Source organism: Lysinibacillus sp. ACHW1.5 (genome assembly GCF_022014815.1).
Lineage (GTDB): Bacteria > Bacillota > Bacilli > Bacillales_A > Planococcaceae > Lysinibacillus > Lysinibacillus capsici.
Genome location: NZ_CP091777.1, coordinates 2,287,490 through 2,303,242 on the forward strand (window position 1 = coordinate 2,287,490; position 15,753 = coordinate 2,303,242).

Below are 15,753 nucleotides of genomic sequence, written 5' to 3' on the forward strand. Positions count from 1 at the left end.
CTATAAAAAGCGTATTCGAAAAAATCTCGAATACGCTGCATTAATCTTCCACCGCTTCTAAATAGCCTTGCTGTAAACATGTATCTGTCATAAACTGCTTTATCCCTGCATCAAATGACAATTTGATCGTGCTACTTGTGACCTCCAAAATTTTTCCCTCTCCAAACATCACATGCTTCACCTTTGAGCCAACGATTAACGCTGACTCCGTTGTAATTGTCTGATCATTACGGTATTGCTTCAATGCTTTCCTCGGACTTTTCGACGCTTTCTTTGGTAATTCCTGAGGAGAAACGATTTGCTTTAACGCCTTCATAAATATTGATGGCACCACACTTGCTTTAAAGCGCTTGCTGTACGAAATTAATTCCAAATGGCGAATTGCACGAGTGATACCTACATAAAAGAGCCTTGTTTCTTCCTCTATTGCTTCTTCCGTCTCACTAGGTAAAATCCCATCAATTAAGTCAATCAAATACACACGATCAAATTCCAAGCCTTTTGAACTGTGTAAGGTTGTTAATGTAATGGCATTCATTTCATTTTTCAGATGAGATGTACGTGCTAAATTTTCAAGGTACTTCAAACGACCCGCAAATTCAGTCATCGTCGACGTATGGCGAGCAATTAGTCCAAGTACATCCACAATATCTAGTAAATTTTCATAATTAAAACCGAGGTCCTCGCTCATTTTCTTTAAGGCACGCTCATAACCAAAGTCATAACGGATATGCTCTAGCATGGCTGTTGGTGTTGTTTGATCAAATTGAATGCTATCATACGTTTGGCGAATTCGCTTAATATATTCAGGCTGATAATCCTTTAATTCCACATGCTCTAGCAATAGTGAGAATACACAGCCATCCTCCGGTACTTTCTGCAGTGCCTTTAATTGCGTTGGTGTAATATAAGCATTCATTTTTCTGTAAACTTTTTCAAATATCGAGATATTTTTTGTATTGTACGCTAGACGCATGAAGTTCATTATATCCTCCACAACCCAATGCGTAAAAAAGCGAATGGTGGAATCTTTCATATAGAAAGGCAAGCCCGCTCTGTCTAATGCGTCCATAAGAGGAATGGCAGACGTATTATTTCGATATAAAACAGCCGTTGAGCCACGCTTAGACAAGCTTTTTAACTGATTCACTACATATTTGGCCTGTAAGCTGTAATTCTCTAGGATTTTAAACGAGATTGGCTCTGCTGCAGGATTTTGCGTAAACATTTGTTTGTTATATCGTTTTTTATTTCGCTGAATGAAAAGATTGGCTGGCTCTACAATCGAGGCAGATGAACGATAATTTTGTGTCATTAGTAAAACACGTGCCTCTGGATAAATCTTTTGGAAATTCAACAAATAATCTGGCTCTGCACCGCGCCAGCTATAAATGGCCTGATCCTCATCGGCAACGACGCATAAATTTTGATGGACAGCGACAAGCTTCTCGATGATCGCATGTTGAACAGGCGATGTATCCTGACTTTCATCCGTTAAATAAAAATCGTATCGACGTTGAAATTGCGCCAACACCTCTCGATTTTTCGTAAAAATATCATTCGCCATTAACAGCATATCGTCAAAATCAATGAGCAATCGGTCACTAGCTGTGCGCTTATATTCCTCATAATGCTGTAAAATCTCGACTTTTCTTGGCACCTTTACTTCTGCAATTGCCCATTCCTGTTCTGGCAGCATTTTATTTTTGATGAACGTTATGTACGTCAGTAGCTCGTCTAACTGATCTTCCGTAATTTTGGAGCCATTTAATTGTTCAAAAATCTCACGAAGCACTCGTTTTTTTGACATTACACCAGGCCCGTCCGCTTCTTCGATAATCCCGTACGAAATGCCCTGACGTTCAAGTGTCTGCCGCACAACTTGAAATGCTAAACTATGAATCGTCGAAAAATCAACTGGTGGCAAATGCGGAAAAAACTTTGCAAAACGTGCCTTCATATCATTTGCTGATGCCTTACTAAACGTAACAGCCTTTATGCGAGCAGGCTTGACACCAAGCGCCTCGATCATATAGCCAATACGCATAATAATCGTCGTCGTTTTTCCTGAACCAGGAGATGCCAATAGTAGCAGCGGTCCATTCGTCTGCAATACAGCCTGCTTCTGCACATCATTTAGATAAACGCCAAGTGAACGCTCCTTTTCTTCAAAAAATGCTTTTTGCGCTCCATTCATATCAATTACTCCGTTCTAAAAAAATCTATTTTCTATTATACCAGATGATACTGATTAACTTCTTAAGAGCATTAAAAGCAACTAAGCTCGACTACTACTCATTCGAGTGATCTTAGCTGTTAAGGAAATTGTTTGCCTCTTCATCATTTTTAGATCTTATCAAAAACAAAAAAGCGTATATACAAAATGTACAACGCTTTTTAGTAGCTCGTTAGTGAAATTTTTTATTTGGCTAGCCATTCATATTGAATATCAGCTAAATTCTCTTCATTTTCATGTCCTCTCCCTATAATTTTAAATCCATGTTTTTCATAAAATCGTTGGGCATTTTCATTAACCTCAAATGTGTATAAAGTTAATCGCCCATTTGATTGTGCTTTTACTTTATCTAGTAATGTATGACCTATGCCCATCCCTTGATAGTCAATATGAATATATAGTTGGCTTATTTCTTCTTCGTTATAGGCAATCATGCCAACTACTTTTTCATCCATTAACGCTAAATCGATGTGAAACTGCTCAGCTAATAGATGATTTAAGAAATATACATGACTTTCAAAGGTATGAATTTCTTTTTGACCAATCGCCTGCTCCTTACTATCTCGCCACATAGCAACTGTTTGTTCAGCGTATTGGGGGGTATATTGCGTAATAATTATTTTGTGTTGGTTCACTACGATGCCTCCTTAAGCATAATGTAAAAAATAGTTTTCCTGTTGATATTTAAAAAATAGATCTTATGAAAAATACTTGGTTGGATTCCTAAATCCTGAATGCATACGACCTTTAACAATGCAATATACTTTAAATCAAATATTTTACATTCAAGACTAAACCTATGTAGTTTGTATTTCCTCACATCTTCTGGAAAAATATAAGACATTCCTGTATGCTTCAATTTTTAATCGACTACAATAATTATTTTCTCGTCTTGTCAATATCGTGATTCAAACAGCGTGATAGCCTTTTATAAACCACCTGCTATCATTATCAATTACTTCCTACCCTAGTTTGAACCGTAGAATTAAATTTGGATAATTTTCATTCATACTATACTCCTTAATAAAGTAAAGCACATTACTTGAAGAATTAAATGTCCGTTCTACGGATAAAAAAACATCTTCCACTCACACTAATGGTGGAGGTGAGATGAAAATGGGCAATAATAAACATAAAAATAATAAAACGCAAGACAACAAAAAACAGCAGAATCAAAATCAAAATGCTAACAATGAGCGTAAAAACAGAGAAGAGTTTGCTGAAGAAGTAGATTTCAGTCAAATTCAAAATGAAAACAAACGTTAATCATACTATCATGTGAAGAAACCCTAATACTCACTTCAGCAAAGATGGGTATTGGGGCTATTTTTATAATCCATCTATTACAGCATTTTACGGCTCAAACCCAGCCTGACTTATATAAACATGATTTTCTGGAAAGATTTCAATAAATCGATTGTATACTTTTTTTATTACATCTGGTCCATACCATTCTTCTAAACCAAGTTGGTCATATTTTTTCTCAATCTCAAGTTTTCTTGTGCGTTTTCCACCACTGCCATCTCCCATGAAGTAGTCATCTATACATATCCGATCGACGAGTTGCTTCAATTTCAAAGGAAAATATTCTCCACTTGGTAAAATGGGCGCGATAGCAACTTGGGTCGGTATGTCCGCAGCTGCTAATTTTTCCAATGTCTTAAAACGCGCTTGGATTGGAGGTGCCATTGGCGTAAAATGTTTACGTATCGTTTCCGAATCTGTCTCAATTGTCATACTTACCCGCACTTTTTCTTTAAATTGTCGCAGCAAATCAATATCTCGACTGACAAGTGGACTTCTTGTCTGTACAAATAAGAAATCAGGGGGATCCTCTAGCATAACCTCTAGTAAAGATCGCGTCACTTTTTCCTTATGCTCTATTGGCTGATACGGGTCTGTACTTGAGGACATAAAAATGGTTACAGGCCCTTTGGCTTTAGCACGATGAAGCTCCTTTTTTAATACATTCGCCGCACCGTTTTTAACATCGACCCAACTACCCCATTCCCCTTCTCGAAAAAGAGATACAGGCATTTGACGTACATAGCAATAAGAACATCCAAATGAACAGCCTGTGTAAGGATTGAGCGAATGCGTATAGCCAGAAAGAAAGCCAGTTCCCTTATTCAAAATGGTTTTTGGATGCTTATAGAATAATTCGCTTTTCATACGAAACCTCCATTCCATGTAAAGCAAGTATTACGCATTGCTAGATGAACCTCGCTTTTCAAGTTCCAAGAGCAATTTCTTCATTGCTAATCCGCCCCGATAGCCTGTTAAAGAGCCATTCTTTCCTGTTACACGATGGCACGGTACAGTGAGCAACACTGGATTAGCCCCAATAGCCGCTCCAACAGCACGAACAGCTGCTGGTTTATTAATAGCATGGGCAATGTCTGAATAGGATTTCGTCTGCCCATAAGGAATTTCACAAAGTGCTTGCCAGACTGCTAGCTGAAATGGCGTACCTACGTACTCAAATGGGATAGTAAAGGTTTGCCTCTTTCCTGCTAGATACTGAATGATTTCATTGACATAGGGTTCAAGCTTTTCCTCATCTTCAACAAAAGGACTTCCTGGAAAGCGTTTCTTCGCCCATTCAAACATTTCCTCGATTGGTTTGTTCTGTGAACCAACAAACACAAGGCCCTTGGAGGTAGCAGCAATATAAAAATGCCAATCCTCAAACTTGAGTAAAGACCAAAAAAGGGTTGGTTTATTTTTTATTTCCATCATTCATTTCCTCCATTTTTCTCATTTGACGAAATTGCGCTGGGGTCTGACCTGTTTTCTTTTTAAATAAAGTAATAAAATAGGGCGCATTCGCCATACCCACACATAGGGCAATATCGCCTATTGCTTTATTCGTCTCAATCAAATACTTTTTAGCCTCGTGTACGCGAACTTGTTGTATATACTCAATCGGCGTCAAGCCTTTTATCTTTTTAAATGTTCGATGCATATGATAGGGGCTCCCATGACAAATCATTGCTAATGATTCGAGCGTTAATTTTTCAGCGAAATTTTGATCAATGTATGCTGTGATAATATCAACCCACTCGCTATCAGGTAAATTTTCATTAGTAGGCTTGCAACGTTTACAAGGGCGAAAATTTGCGTGGAGTGCTTGTTCTGCTGTTGCAAAAATACATACATTCTCTTTTTTCGGAACGCGAGACTTACAGGATGGTTTACAGAATATCCCTGTTGACTTGACAGCATAAAAAAATTGATTGTTGTACGCTGTATCATTCGTGATAATGGCTTGCCATTTTTCATCTGTCATCATTTCTACATTATTCAAAATATCATTTTCATCATTCATAGGATCCAGCATTTATCTCACCTCTCCTTACAATATACTCCCTAAAAATTCACAATGTACAATTCTAGATATGGAATAGCAAGATATTGAAGTTTTTTTATTTAGAATCGTGAAAAATAATGCCAAGACCGTATCGTTCTCCAGCAGTAATCGTACTTACTCCATGACGAACCGTATGTTTATAATATCCCCTTTTCCCTAGAACAGGTCTATGGTTTGTAGGAAAGATGAGCGCACTGCCTTGGTCTAACGTAATGACATGTCCCCTACTCTGAGCACGTGGAATTTGTTCCACTAGGAGTGATTCTCCACCAAAAAAGTCTTGTTCGCGTTGATTTAATACAAATACTACTTGAAACGGGAAAAACACATCGCCATATAAATCTTGATGCAAACAATTAAAGCCACCTGTTTCATACTTTAAGAGTAACGGTGTCGGTCTAGTTTGTTCATATTCTTTACAAGTGTTCAAAAAATCTTGAAGCTGAGCTGGAAACTGCGCTGTTTTCTTTAAATAACCTAACCATCGATTAGCTGTTTTGGCCAATTCTTGATAAAAGGACTCTCTTAAACTTTGGATGATTTCAGGCAATGGATAGGAAAAATATTTGTATTCCCCCTCCCCAAAGCGATACCTCGTCATATTAATGGTCGTTCTATATGGCTCTTCTGTACTATACAACCCTATTAAGAATTCACATTCCTCTTTTGTTAAAATTACTGGAAGCTTTGCAAATCCTTGTTTATCTAGTTCCTGTTGAATGGAATCCCACTCCAAGCTGCCAACACGTGTTTGAATATCTTGGACCATTTTTATTCCCTCCTTAGCCTTCTTAATAACTAACACTATAACCTCATCAATAGAAAAAAATAAGGCGTTTAGAATGGAATAGCAAGATAACAAAATGAGTAAAGCTACTTTTATGATAAAGTAAACTAACAAACTGTGTATGTTGAAAAGGAGAATGAAAAAGTGATATGGAATGACGTTGACGATGTGATGATCATTACCTTACCAGCAAATTTTGATATGAATGCAAATCTAGGCTATTTAACAAGAGAAAAAAATGAATGCCTGTATGAAATAGAGAACAATATTATCACAAAAGTGATAGCCATTGGAGAAATGCAGTCTTTAGTACAGATAAGCGTAATCGATAATCAACAAATGGTTGTTCAATTCCTAAATGGTTCTAGGCCTATTGAAAAGAGGGAGCGGGAAAAAATTGCAACATATATACTTGAATGGTTTGATCTTGATAACGATTTAACGCCATTTTATGAAATGGCAAATACAGATCCATTACTTCAAATACCTGCCCAAAAATTCTATGGATTACGAGTTATCGGCATTCCCGATTTATTTGAAGCGTTATGCTGGGGCGTTTTAGGGCAACAAATCAACCTTGCCTTTGCCTACTCTTTAAAGAGACAATTTGTAGAAAGCTTTGGCGATTCTATCGAATGGAATGGTAAAAAGTATTGGGTATTCCCTCCCTACGAACGAATTGCACAGTTAGAACCTACTGACCTAGCAGCTATTAAAATGACGGTTAAAAAAAGTGAATATATCATTGGCATTGCAAGATTAATGGCATGCGGAGAATTATCGAAGGAACAATTAATGAAAATGAATTTTAAAGAGGCAGAAAAAAGCTTAATCAAAATACGAGGAATCGGACCTTGGACAGCCAATTACGTGCTAATGCGCTGCCTACGGTTTCAGACAGCTTTTCCAATCGATGATGTAGGTCTGATTAATTCAATAAAAACATTACGTAATATGAACCAAAAGCCTACGAAAGAGGAAATTTTAGCGCTCTCGATACCATGGAAAAACTGGGAATCCTACGCTACATTCTATTTATGGCGTGTTCTTTACTAAATATCATCACCTTGATTTGAGCATGTTTTGAAAAAATGAACCAAAACATGCTCTTATGTGGCTACGGTTAATTCTTCTACAAAAAAGCACAATGACGATGAACAATCGCAATGGACACAGAATTCTTATAGCTGTAATTCTTTAATACAATCCATGGTTGTTTTTATAAACTCTTTGACAGCGGGAAGGGGTTGCTTCTTTGAGCGAGTAATAATGCTTATTTCTCGGAAAGGTTCGGGTAAGAGAGGTTTTACAATGGTACCTGCTAAATTATAGGGTAAAGCTAGTTCTGGTATGATTGTAATGCCTAATCCTTCACGTACCATTGCAATGATTGTTTGATTTTCTTCCACATTAAACTCTATGTTTGGGGATACCTCTTGTTCCTGTAAAAACTTCTTAACACTCACTTCACATCCTAGCTGAGGCATAATAAAAGCCTCCCCTTGAAGTTCTTCCGCCTTTACTTGTTCATTTATGGCAAGATGATGATGAATCGGTACGATTGCTACTAATCTATCTCTTACTATGGTGGTAGCCTCCAAATGATCCATGGGGTTACTTAAAGATGTAAAACCTATATCCACTTTCCCCTCTTCTACCCAACGTGTAATTTGGTCATAGCTCCCCTCATAAAAGTTTATTTCAATTCCCTTAAACTCTCCTTTAAACCGTGATATGATCGTTGGCAACACTTTTGAAGCAAAACTTGAAAAGCTGCCAATATTTATTTTTCCGTTTTGTATTCCTAAAATAGAAGCGGCTTCTTGTTTTATGCTTTCTGCTTCGGATAAGATATTTCTCATATTGTTGATGATACGTTCTCCACTATCTGTTAACGAGATGCCATTTCTTCCTCTATTCAAAAGTTTAATACCGAGTTCTGACTCTAATGAAGCGATATTATGGCTTATGCCCGATTGTGTCATCGCCAATATTTCACCTGCTTTTGTGAAATTTCCAATATCGACTACTTTGACGAATATTTCTATTTGCAAAAGGTTCACAAGCTAACCTCCGTATAAGATTTAACTTTCCATTCGACTTCCTCATGTTTAAGATTAAAAACATGAATTTTACTTATCAATTCTATCATACTACAATAATCTTAGAATGAAGGAGGAGATAGCAATGAAAAAAGTGGTAGAGTTTTTTTATGTTGATGCATTCACCACAGAAACGTTTGGAGGAAATCCAGCTGGCGTTATACCTCATGCAGAAAATTTAACAGATGAGGAAATGCTAAACATAGCCAATGAATTAAACCTTTCGGAAACGGCCTTTCTTTTACCATCAACAAATGTAAATGCAGATTATCAAATAAAATATTTTACTCCTACAAAAGAAGTTGACTTTTGCGGTCACGCTACGTTAGGTACAGCATGGTTAATGGCTAATAAGTACAATTGGATTGATAAGGACGAGAAAATAATCTTTGAATCAAACATTGGACTAATTCCTGTAAAATGGATTACGGAAAACAATCACTTAAAGAGCGTGTCCATGACTCAAGTACGTCCCCATATAAAAAGTATAGACATTAGCCCTGAAGTCGTTGCGGACCTTGTGGGTTTAGAGGAAACGGACATTGATGATCGATACCCGATAAAAATAGCGAACACAGGGGTCCCACATCTTATGGTTCCCGTTAAAACACGTCAAGCAATTGATCAAGCAGAACCTAAATTAAATGAGCTTAAAAAGATGAACAATCATTTTAACATATCAACCACTCACCTCTTTACCTTTGACACAAATGGGGAATTTGATATTTATACAAGAGATTTTTGCCCAAATATAGGGATCGATGAAGATCCAGTTACAGGGGCAGCAAACGGTGCATTAGGTGGTTATTTATATCTAGAAAATATACTAGCTCCACAAGAAAAACATCAATTAGTAATTGGGCAAGGACATACGATTAATAGACCTGGGACTCTTTATGTCACGATCACTCCTGATGGGGAGAATGCTGTTATTGAAGTAGCAGGAGCAGCAGTTATTTCAATAGAAGGAAAAATACTTTTATAATACTATTTTTCTGAATTTTCTGTGTTAATTATCATCATAAAATAAACTTCTCTAAATTCTTCACTTAAATTTAGAGAAGTCTTTTTTATGCCAAATAAAGTGGTTAGTTTAATGCATTTAAATGCGTTTTTAAGTATTGCAAAAATGGTTGCTCCATGAGATCGGTTTTTCGAGAACAAATAAATAAACTTTGCTGTATAGCTGCCTGCTCAACATACACTTGAGCAAGTTTCCCGTTTATTATACTTTCAGCCACACTATAGGACGGAGCTAAAGTCATGCCGTACCCCGCTTCCACTACTTTTATGGATTCATGTAAGCCCTGCATTTGAAGCCCTAACTTAGGTAATGGCGCATTAAAGGTGTAAAAAATGGACTCCAATAAATCGAGTGTCGAGCTACCACGTTCCCGATAAATAAAGTCCTCGTTCGATAATTCATAGATGGAGACCGTTTGATTTGCTAGAGGATGTGAAGGATGGACTATAAACCAAAAAGGGATATCCAATACCTTTTCAAATTGTAAATCTTCATGACCAATTTTACTTTGAACGACAAAGCCAAAATCTACTTCATAATTCAGAACTTGCTCCTCCACAGATTGAACATTGCCTAACGATACAAAAAATTCAATTTGAGGATGCGCAAGCTTGTATTTAGCTATGATAGGCGGAAGTATATAATTAATAGGGATGTAAGAGGACGCAATATGTATTTTGTCTTCCTTTGCTAAAAACTTACCAAGCTTCTCATCGATTTGTGCTTCTAAGTAAAATAAACGCATGCCTTGCTCGTATAAAAACTTCCCCTCTGGCGTTAATTGAATTCCACGCCCTTTACCTTCAATCAATTTTGCCCCTATTTCATTCTCTAATTTTCGAATTTGTATGGTCACAGCAGGTTGACTTAGTAGCATACTATTCGCCGCTGCAGTAATTCCTCCAAGCTTGGCTACATTCGTAAAGATCCTCAATGCATGTAAATTCATTCCATTCCAACCTTTCTATTCATAAATAATATTTATGAATAAGCAATAATTATATATTTGTTTTATGTATAGTTTACCAGTAATTTAAGTATTGAGGTGATTGAATGGAAATTTTACTACAGGAATGGTTAACAGTAAAAGGAGTTATTTTATTTACAATTGGTTTACTCGCAGCCATAATAGGCGTTCTTTTTGGTGCAGCAGGCTTTATTTTGATGCCTTCATTGTTGCTCGTCGGCATTCCAATTCATACAACTGTTGCTGTTAATAAATTTGCGACAGGCTTATCAGCCCTATCAAATGTTGTTTCATTTGTCATAAAAGGACATTTATCTGTAAAAAAGTATTTTTCTTTCATGTTTGTTGCTAGTTTAGGTGGAGTATTTGGGGCATTATTCGCAATCCTCTTATCGGAACAAATCATGAATGTCGTCGCTTGTATAAGCTTAATTTTTGCATTTCTGATTGTCCTTTGCAGTAATAAATGGATTGTCAAAGATGTAAAAGAAACAGAGGAACAACCCTTGAACAAGCTGATTCCATTTGCAATTTCCATATATGACGGTGGTTTTGGACCAGGCTCAGCTCTAATGAATATAACCTATTTCTTGAAAAAACAATACCATTATTTAAAAGCAGTCGAGTTAACGAGAATGCTCTCGTTATCAAGCTGTACAGGTGCTTTTCTCTTTTATTACTTTACTGGCATTGTTAATTGGGGAATTGCTATCCCTGTGTCACTTGGCTCTATTGCTGGCTCTTTCTTAGGTTTAAAGATCATTCCGTATATCCAAACAAAATGGATTCAAATTATTTTACCAATCATTTTTTTATTCTTAATTGCTCAAGTAGTGTCGGATTTAATAAAATAAGCGAAACAAGTCCTACCTTTTTTGCCCCAAAATTTAAGGACATCTAAGGTGGAGCTTGTTTAGAATCCACAATTTACGACTGTTAGTATAATAGACGAAAGCAATAATAATTTGCCTATTTTTTTTATTTATCTACCGCCACTCACATGTATAATTTCTCCAAGGATGTAATTTGAGGCATCAGAAGAAAGGAAGGCAATTACTTCTGCTATCTCTTTAGGCGCTGCAGCTCGTTTAATTGGTACAGCGGAAGCCATTCGTTCAAGCCGATTGTCGCCAGGAGCAAATTTATCGTGAAAGGGTGTCTCTACCATTCCAGGCGCTACCCCGTTCACGATAATTCCATATTCAATTAATTCTCTGGACATACCAATCGTCATTGTATTGATAGCTCCCTTAGCAGATGCGTAATGAATACTTTCCCCTGCCCCACCAATACGTGCAGCTGCAGAAGAGACATTAATAATTTTTCCGCATTTCTTCGGAATCATATATCTTAATACAGCTTGAGAGCATAAGAGCACACTATTGACATTTAGCTTGAATGTTTCTTCCCATAGCTCTTCACTCATCTCCATAAAAGTACTTTGACGGATGCCGCCTCCAGCGTTATTCACTAAAACATCAATTGTGCCGAATGTAGAAATAGCCTGCTCAATCATTGCGTTCACATCTTCTTTATTCACAATATTAGCTTGAATAGCAATGGCGTCTCCACCTTGTTCTTGAATTCGTTGGACAGCTTCGTTGGCACCTTCCACATTTGTATGATAATTGATAATTACTTTAGCCCCGTGTTTTGCCACTAGCTCAGCCGTGGCAAATCCAATACCTGAGCTTGCACCTGTGATAAGAATAACCTTTCCTAACAAGTTATGCATAGCGTCCCACCTAACGTTTTTAATAGTAATTCGTTCATAAACAACTCAATGCTCACGCACCACGATAGTTAATTATGTGGTTCTACTACTAGTATATTTTTTGATGATCGTAACTAAAATCGCCAGAATAAATACAATCAAACTATTAATGAGTAAATAATAGGCAATGTTCAATCCATAGAATAATGCAAAGGGATCACGAATAATAATTAGTGCTAATACACTTCCTAGTCCACCAAATACACCTGCCAGTAGTAAAATGATAAAAGCAGCATTATATAGATTTTTCTTTTTTTTGTAGAATACAAACCCAATCACATTTGCAACAACAATTAAAAAGCCTATCAGTATGAAGAAAAAACCTTCCATTCAACTCCCTCTTTTCAAAACGATTTTGTCATGGGATAACTATTTCTTCCCCCTTGAATTAAAGTGGTCCACCCTCAAAACCAATAGGCCAACCATTTTCTTTAAATTTCACTTTATACTGAAACTCAAAGTGACCCTCATAAATAAAAGCTAAACTAAAGCCTGAAAAGATATAACTATCAAAGTTAGCCATATTTCCAAAGCTTATTGTGGATAAATAATAACTGTTTATTTCTTGATTAGGAAAAAACTTATGTAAATACGCCAATGCGCAGCTTATATGTAAATGGAGTTCATCGAAAATTCTTTCTGCTAGTTCGATTATTCTCACCTCAGGATTTTCATTATTTCCTTGGATAATAATCTCTACATCCTCCCATTCCCCAATATTCATGCTGTATAACCACTGTTCCTGAATAAGATACTTTTCTTTATTGTATACAGGGGGATTGACTAGGTTTAATTCTTTGATGTCATCTTTAGTCAACGGTTTTGCAAGAATAAGCTTATTCTGCAAAATGTCTTTGATATTAGAGACCGTATATTTTGATTTGTTTAATTCTAAAGAGTCCATTTTCCACCTCCGTTTAAAGTAAGTTTACCTTAAATTTCTATAACTACCTACACTATAAGTTCAAAAAGAAAAAAGAGCTAGCTATGTAACTAAATCAAGAAAATATAACCGCTTCAAATTTAAAGATATCGTTACCCCTATTATAACTAAATTAAGTGCCTATTTAATTTATCATCTATCAAGCTGTTTAGAAAAGAAGCCCCCAACCCTTGCAGTCAAAAGAGCAAAACAGCTATTCAAAAAGATTCGTCTTTTTGAATAGCTGTTGCATTTTATTGTAATGGAATGTTTACTTCAATATTTTCCCCAATCGGATTAGGATAATAGTTCAAATATAGCTTAACTTTCCCATTATATTCTTCAAATTGTGATGTCTCTACTACATACTGCTCGTCTCGTGAAATGGTCAAACTGTTGAATTCTAATGGCGTGCCATCTTCTTTTATGGCGTCAGAGAGCATTAATAGTTTGCCTTCATTATTTTTATTCATCTTAACTGCTACACTTTGCTGTTCTATTGAAATGTCCCCCTTAAAATAAGTAGGCTTCGTGAGTATTTCTTTTGTGCCAAAATCAAATTCGATAAAATCCTCACCCTTCGGCACAGCTTGAACGGCCCCAATCATAACCGTCAATGACGCGGGATCATCGAAATAATTACTTTGCAAATAGAGCGTAAATTGGCCATCGCGAATATTTCCATCTGTTGAAATATCATTTCTAATACTATCTCTACGTTCACCGCTTTCTGTCATGATGGCAACATCATCCAGCGCTAATAGTTGCATTGTATTATCTTTAGCTACCTCAATATCGAGTGCCACTTTTAATGGTGAACGGCGAATTTGTGTAATCGTAAATTTCTGTCCATTGACATCAATCGTACGATTTACAGTAGAAATTTTCTCCTTTGCGATCTCGTTTTTCAGTGAAAACGGTAAAGATATTTCAATGTTACCCTTCTCTTCATCCTGAAAGTGAAAAACTGCTTTAAAATCCTTGGAAGTATAGGCGATAGGCTTTAAAAAACTATATTTCACTGATGAAGAGATGTATGTTTGATTGCTTGCATTCATGGTAAACGTACAGCCGCATTCAATCTCCTCATCTCCTTGAAACAATTGAACTTTCTCTAAGTTTAATTTTGAAATATCAAATGAGGCATCAGCGTCATAGAAGAGGACAAATCCTAAATTATCGGCAATCACGCCCTGCAATGTAAGTGCTAGACCTTTTCTAGATTGCGTCACATTGATTTCTTCATAGTATTCATGATCTACAATATCTTTTATTCCTTTATCTATTGCAATCGCTGTTACAATTGCTTGAAAGCCAGGTATTTTGGCAACTTGACTAGCAATCGTTGGCGAGACGCGAATTGAAAAGAGTAGGCTTAGACAAAGCATGGCGATGAATGTAGCCGAAACAATGCGCTTCTTTCTTCTTTTTTCTCGTTGAACTTTCCGAAACATGTCCATGCGAACTTGTTGCAGTTTCTCCTTTGGAACGTCAATTAATGGTTTACTCATAGCCAGTCCTCCTTTTCTCTAGCAAAGCTTCTTAGCTTCTTTAAAATGTGATGAAGCTTAGATTTTACAGTCCCCTCAGGAATTTGATTGAGCTCAGCAATTTCTTTATTTTTTAGTTGCTGGAAATATTTCATATAGACGAGTTGCTGCTCCGATAAAGACAAATGTTCCAATAATCTCTCCATATCTGAGTAGATGACCCATTCAGATAAGTGGTGTTCCTCAATCTGAACAGTCGGTGGACGTTTTCGTAAATGGTCTTTACAACAATTGATTAAGACGCGCACAAGCCATGTTCTGGCATATTCGTGCTGTTGAACGGTATGCATTTTGTTGAGTGCTTTGTAAACAAGCTCCTGCATTACGTCCATAGCATCTTGCTCATTTTTCATATATGTAAAGGCCATGCGATATAAAATATCCTCATCCATTTCAATGAGTGAAAGTATCGCTTCTTGATCTCCACGTATAGCACGCTGCTCTAATTCAAATTTCATCCTTTTTCGCCTCCTTCTCTCATTAGACTCACCATTGTTGCATTTCGTTCAAAATTTTTGAAACTTTTTAGGAAACTGTCATTCATCTCCCCATTAATAGTAAGAAGCGATTGCTCTAATTGAACAATCGCCTCTTCCCCTTACCTGTATGTATTGGTAAAAATTAAACACCATAATGAATCATCCATTTATCTTGTTTTATTGCTTCAGCTATTTTTTTGATTAATTCTTCAAGTTCTGCAGATTGGTATTCGACATTGGCTTCACACACCATATTTAAAAATTGTTTATGAGAGCTTGGTGGTATCAAGGTTATTCCCCAATAGGCGAGACTTTTAAATGGCCTATTTGTGTTGTGTGCAAAAGTTTCCAGGTGATGTATTTTTTTGCCAAAATCCTTAGAAAGCAGTTCATCAAAGAGATCACCATCTACACCGATGCAATTGTATTTTTCAGGTTCATAAGCAGCATACTCCTTGTCTTTTTCTATACAAGCAATGATTCCAAACTCATGGATGTATGGCATAGTATCGCAACCCCCAATTCCCTTTATGCCCGGCTAA

The 15,753-nt window shown here is 36.6% G+C and carries 18 protein-coding genes; 4 read left to right on the forward strand and 14 right to left on the reverse strand.

The annotated features are described in order from the left end of the window. Nucleotides 1-40 precede the first annotated feature (40 nt). Nucleotides 41-2,197 (reverse strand): ATP-dependent helicase, encoded by a 2,157-nt coding sequence (locus L6W14_RS11285; RefSeq protein ID WP_131520176.1) that lies wholly within the window; start codon nt 2,195-2,197, stop codon nt 41-43. 224 nt (nt 2,198-2,421) lie between these two features. Then, a complete protein-coding gene (locus tag L6W14_RS11290; protein WP_131520175.1) occupies nt 2,422-2,871 on the reverse strand; it encodes a GNAT family N-acetyltransferase in 450 nt (149 codons plus the stop codon). Between the two features lie 481 nt (nt 2,872-3,352). Here L6W14_RS11290 and L6W14_RS11295 point away from each other — a divergent pair, with 481 nt between their 5' ends. Beyond that, complete coding sequence (locus L6W14_RS11295; protein WP_016992948.1) at nt 3,353-3,502, forward strand: hypothetical protein; 150 nt, start codon at nt 3,353-3,355, stop codon at nt 3,500-3,502. Nucleotides 3,503-3,589: 87 nt separating this feature from the next. Here L6W14_RS11295 and L6W14_RS11300 read toward each other — a convergent pair whose 3' ends face one another. The 4 genes from L6W14_RS11300 to L6W14_RS11315 all read right to left on the reverse strand — a co-directional run bounded on the left by L6W14_RS11300 (nt 3,590) and on the right by L6W14_RS11315 (nt 6,375). Then, a complete protein-coding gene (locus L6W14_RS11300) occupies nt 3,590-4,408 on the reverse strand; it encodes an SPL family radical SAM protein (RefSeq protein WP_054550211.1) in 819 nt (272 codons plus the stop codon). 30 nt (nt 4,409-4,438) lie between these two features. Next, nucleotides 4,439-4,972, reverse strand: coding sequence for a methylated-DNA--[protein]-cysteine S-methyltransferase (gene adaB / locus L6W14_RS11305; protein ID WP_054550483.1), 534 nt, complete (start codon nt 4,970-4,972; stop codon nt 4,439-4,441). Further along, entirely contained in the window at nt 4,956-5,576 is a 621-nt protein-coding gene (locus tag L6W14_RS11310) for a bifunctional transcriptional activator/DNA repair enzyme AdaA (protein ID WP_131520174.1), read from the reverse strand. The genes adaB and L6W14_RS11310 overlap by 17 nt, the downstream gene beginning before the upstream one ends. An 85-nt stretch (nt 5,577-5,661) precedes the next feature. Beyond that, entirely contained in the window at nt 5,662-6,375 is a 714-nt protein-coding gene (locus tag L6W14_RS11315; protein ID WP_131520173.1) for a 2OG-Fe(II) oxygenase, read from the reverse strand. A gap of 189 nt (nt 6,376-6,564) precedes the next feature. On the opposite strand from L6W14_RS11315, the gene L6W14_RS11320 reads away from it, so the two are divergent. Further along, the gene (locus L6W14_RS11320; protein WP_284705849.1) at nt 6,565-7,449 is read left to right on the forward strand and encodes a DNA-3-methyladenine glycosylase 2; all 885 of its coding nucleotides are present in this window, start codon (nt 6,565-6,567) and stop codon (nt 7,447-7,449) included. Between the two features lie 125 nt (nt 7,450-7,574). Here the strand turns inward: L6W14_RS11320 and L6W14_RS11325 are convergent, their stop codons facing one another. Next, nucleotides 7,575-8,456, reverse strand: a complete 882-nt coding sequence (locus L6W14_RS11325; RefSeq protein ID WP_112118595.1) for a LysR family transcriptional regulator — start codon at nt 8,454-8,456, stop codon at nt 7,575-7,577. 124 nt (nt 8,457-8,580) lie between these two features. Here L6W14_RS11325 and L6W14_RS11330 point away from each other — a divergent pair, with 124 nt between their 5' ends. Then, nucleotides 8,581-9,480, forward strand: coding sequence for a PhzF family phenazine biosynthesis protein (locus L6W14_RS11330; protein ID WP_237897996.1), 900 nt, complete (start codon nt 8,581-8,583; stop codon nt 9,478-9,480). Between the two features lie 103 nt (nt 9,481-9,583). Here the strand turns inward: L6W14_RS11330 and L6W14_RS11335 are convergent, their stop codons facing one another. Further along, the gene (locus L6W14_RS11335) at nt 9,584-10,468 is read right to left on the reverse strand and encodes a LysR family transcriptional regulator (RefSeq protein WP_131520170.1); all 885 of its coding nucleotides are present in this window, start codon (nt 10,466-10,468) and stop codon (nt 9,584-9,586) included. 104 nt (nt 10,469-10,572) lie between these two features. On the opposite strand from L6W14_RS11335, the gene L6W14_RS11340 reads away from it, so the two are divergent. Continuing rightward, a complete protein-coding gene (locus L6W14_RS11340) occupies nt 10,573-11,340 on the forward strand; it encodes a sulfite exporter TauE/SafE family protein (protein WP_131520169.1) in 768 nt (255 codons plus the stop codon). A gap of 128 nt (nt 11,341-11,468) precedes the next feature. Here L6W14_RS11340 and L6W14_RS11345 read toward each other — a convergent pair whose 3' ends face one another. The 6 genes from L6W14_RS11345 to L6W14_RS11370 form a co-directional block, all read right to left on the reverse strand. Then, entirely contained in the window at nt 11,469-12,221 is a 753-nt protein-coding gene (locus L6W14_RS11345) for an SDR family NAD(P)-dependent oxidoreductase (RefSeq protein WP_131520168.1), read from the reverse strand. A gap of 72 nt (nt 12,222-12,293) precedes the next feature. Continuing rightward, a complete protein-coding gene (locus tag L6W14_RS11350; protein WP_237897997.1) occupies nt 12,294-12,590 on the reverse strand; it encodes a 3-isopropylmalate dehydrogenase in 297 nt (98 codons plus the stop codon). A 58-nt stretch (nt 12,591-12,648) separates the two neighbouring features. Continuing rightward, the gene (locus L6W14_RS11355) at nt 12,649-13,164 is read right to left on the reverse strand and encodes a hypothetical protein (RefSeq protein ID WP_237897998.1); all 516 of its coding nucleotides are present in this window, start codon (nt 13,162-13,164) and stop codon (nt 12,649-12,651) included. 272 nt (nt 13,165-13,436) lie between these two features. Next, nucleotides 13,437-14,693: a DUF4179 domain-containing protein gene (locus L6W14_RS11360; protein WP_237897999.1), complete on the reverse strand. Its 1,257-nt coding sequence runs from the start codon at nt 14,691-14,693 to the stop codon at nt 13,437-13,439. After that, the gene (locus L6W14_RS11365; RefSeq protein WP_237898000.1) at nt 14,690-15,190 is read right to left on the reverse strand and encodes a sigma-70 family RNA polymerase sigma factor; all 501 of its coding nucleotides are present in this window, start codon (nt 15,188-15,190) and stop codon (nt 14,690-14,692) included. Before L6W14_RS11365 ends, L6W14_RS11360 begins: the two co-directional genes overlap by 4 nt. A gap of 163 nt (nt 15,191-15,353) precedes the next feature. Continuing rightward, a complete protein-coding gene (locus tag L6W14_RS11370) occupies nt 15,354-15,716 on the reverse strand; it encodes a hypothetical protein (RefSeq protein WP_131520164.1) in 363 nt (120 codons plus the stop codon). Between the last annotated feature and the right edge of the window lie 37 nt (nt 15,717-15,753).

Coding starts and splice junctions, on each gene's coding strand:
- L6W14_RS11285 (WP_131520176.1), bottom strand. CDS start 2,197: ATGAATGGAGCGCAAAAAGCATTTTTTGAAGAAAAGGAGCGTTCACTT.
- L6W14_RS11295 (WP_016992948.1), top strand. CDS start 3,353: ATGGGCAATAATAAACATAAAAATAATAAAACGCAAGACAACAAAAAA.
- L6W14_RS11300 (WP_054550211.1), bottom strand. CDS start 4,408: ATGAAAAGCGAATTATTCTATAAGCATCCAAAAACCATTTTGAATAAG.
- adaB (WP_054550483.1), bottom strand. CDS start 4,972: ATGGAAATAAAAAATAAACCAACCCTTTTTTGGTCTTTACTCAAGTTT.
- L6W14_RS11310 (WP_131520174.1), bottom strand. CDS start 5,576: ATGCTGGATCCTATGAATGATGAAAATGATATTTTGAATAATGTAGAA.
- L6W14_RS11315 (WP_131520173.1), bottom strand. CDS start 6,375: ATGGTCCAAGATATTCAAACACGTGTTGGCAGCTTGGAGTGGGATTCC.
- L6W14_RS11320 (WP_284705849.1), top strand. CDS start 6,565: ATGATCATTACCTTACCAGCAAATTTTGATATGAATGCAAATCTAGGC.
- L6W14_RS11330 (WP_237897996.1), top strand. CDS start 8,581: ATGAAAAAAGTGGTAGAGTTTTTTTATGTTGATGCATTCACCACAGAA.
- L6W14_RS11335 (WP_131520170.1), bottom strand. CDS start 10,468: ATGAATTTACATGCATTGAGGATCTTTACGAATGTAGCCAAGCTTGGA.
- L6W14_RS11340 (WP_131520169.1), top strand. CDS start 10,573: ATGGAAATTTTACTACAGGAATGGTTAACAGTAAAAGGAGTTATTTTA.
- L6W14_RS11345 (WP_131520168.1), bottom strand. CDS start 12,221: ATGCATAACTTGTTAGGAAAGGTTATTCTTATCACAGGTGCAAGCTCA.
- L6W14_RS11350 (WP_237897997.1), bottom strand. CDS start 12,590: ATGGAAGGTTTTTTCTTCATACTGATAGGCTTTTTAATTGTTGTTGCA.
- L6W14_RS11355 (WP_237897998.1), bottom strand. CDS start 13,164: ATGGACTCTTTAGAATTAAACAAATCAAAATATACGGTCTCTAATATC.
- L6W14_RS11360 (WP_237897999.1), bottom strand. CDS start 14,693: ATGAGTAAACCATTAATTGACGTTCCAAAGGAGAAACTGCAACAAGTT.
- L6W14_RS11365 (WP_237898000.1), bottom strand. CDS start 15,190: ATGAAATTTGAATTAGAGCAGCGTGCTATACGTGGAGATCAAGAAGCG.
- L6W14_RS11370 (WP_131520164.1), bottom strand. CDS start 15,716: ATGCCATACATCCATGAGTTTGGAATCATTGCTTGTATAGAAAAAGAC.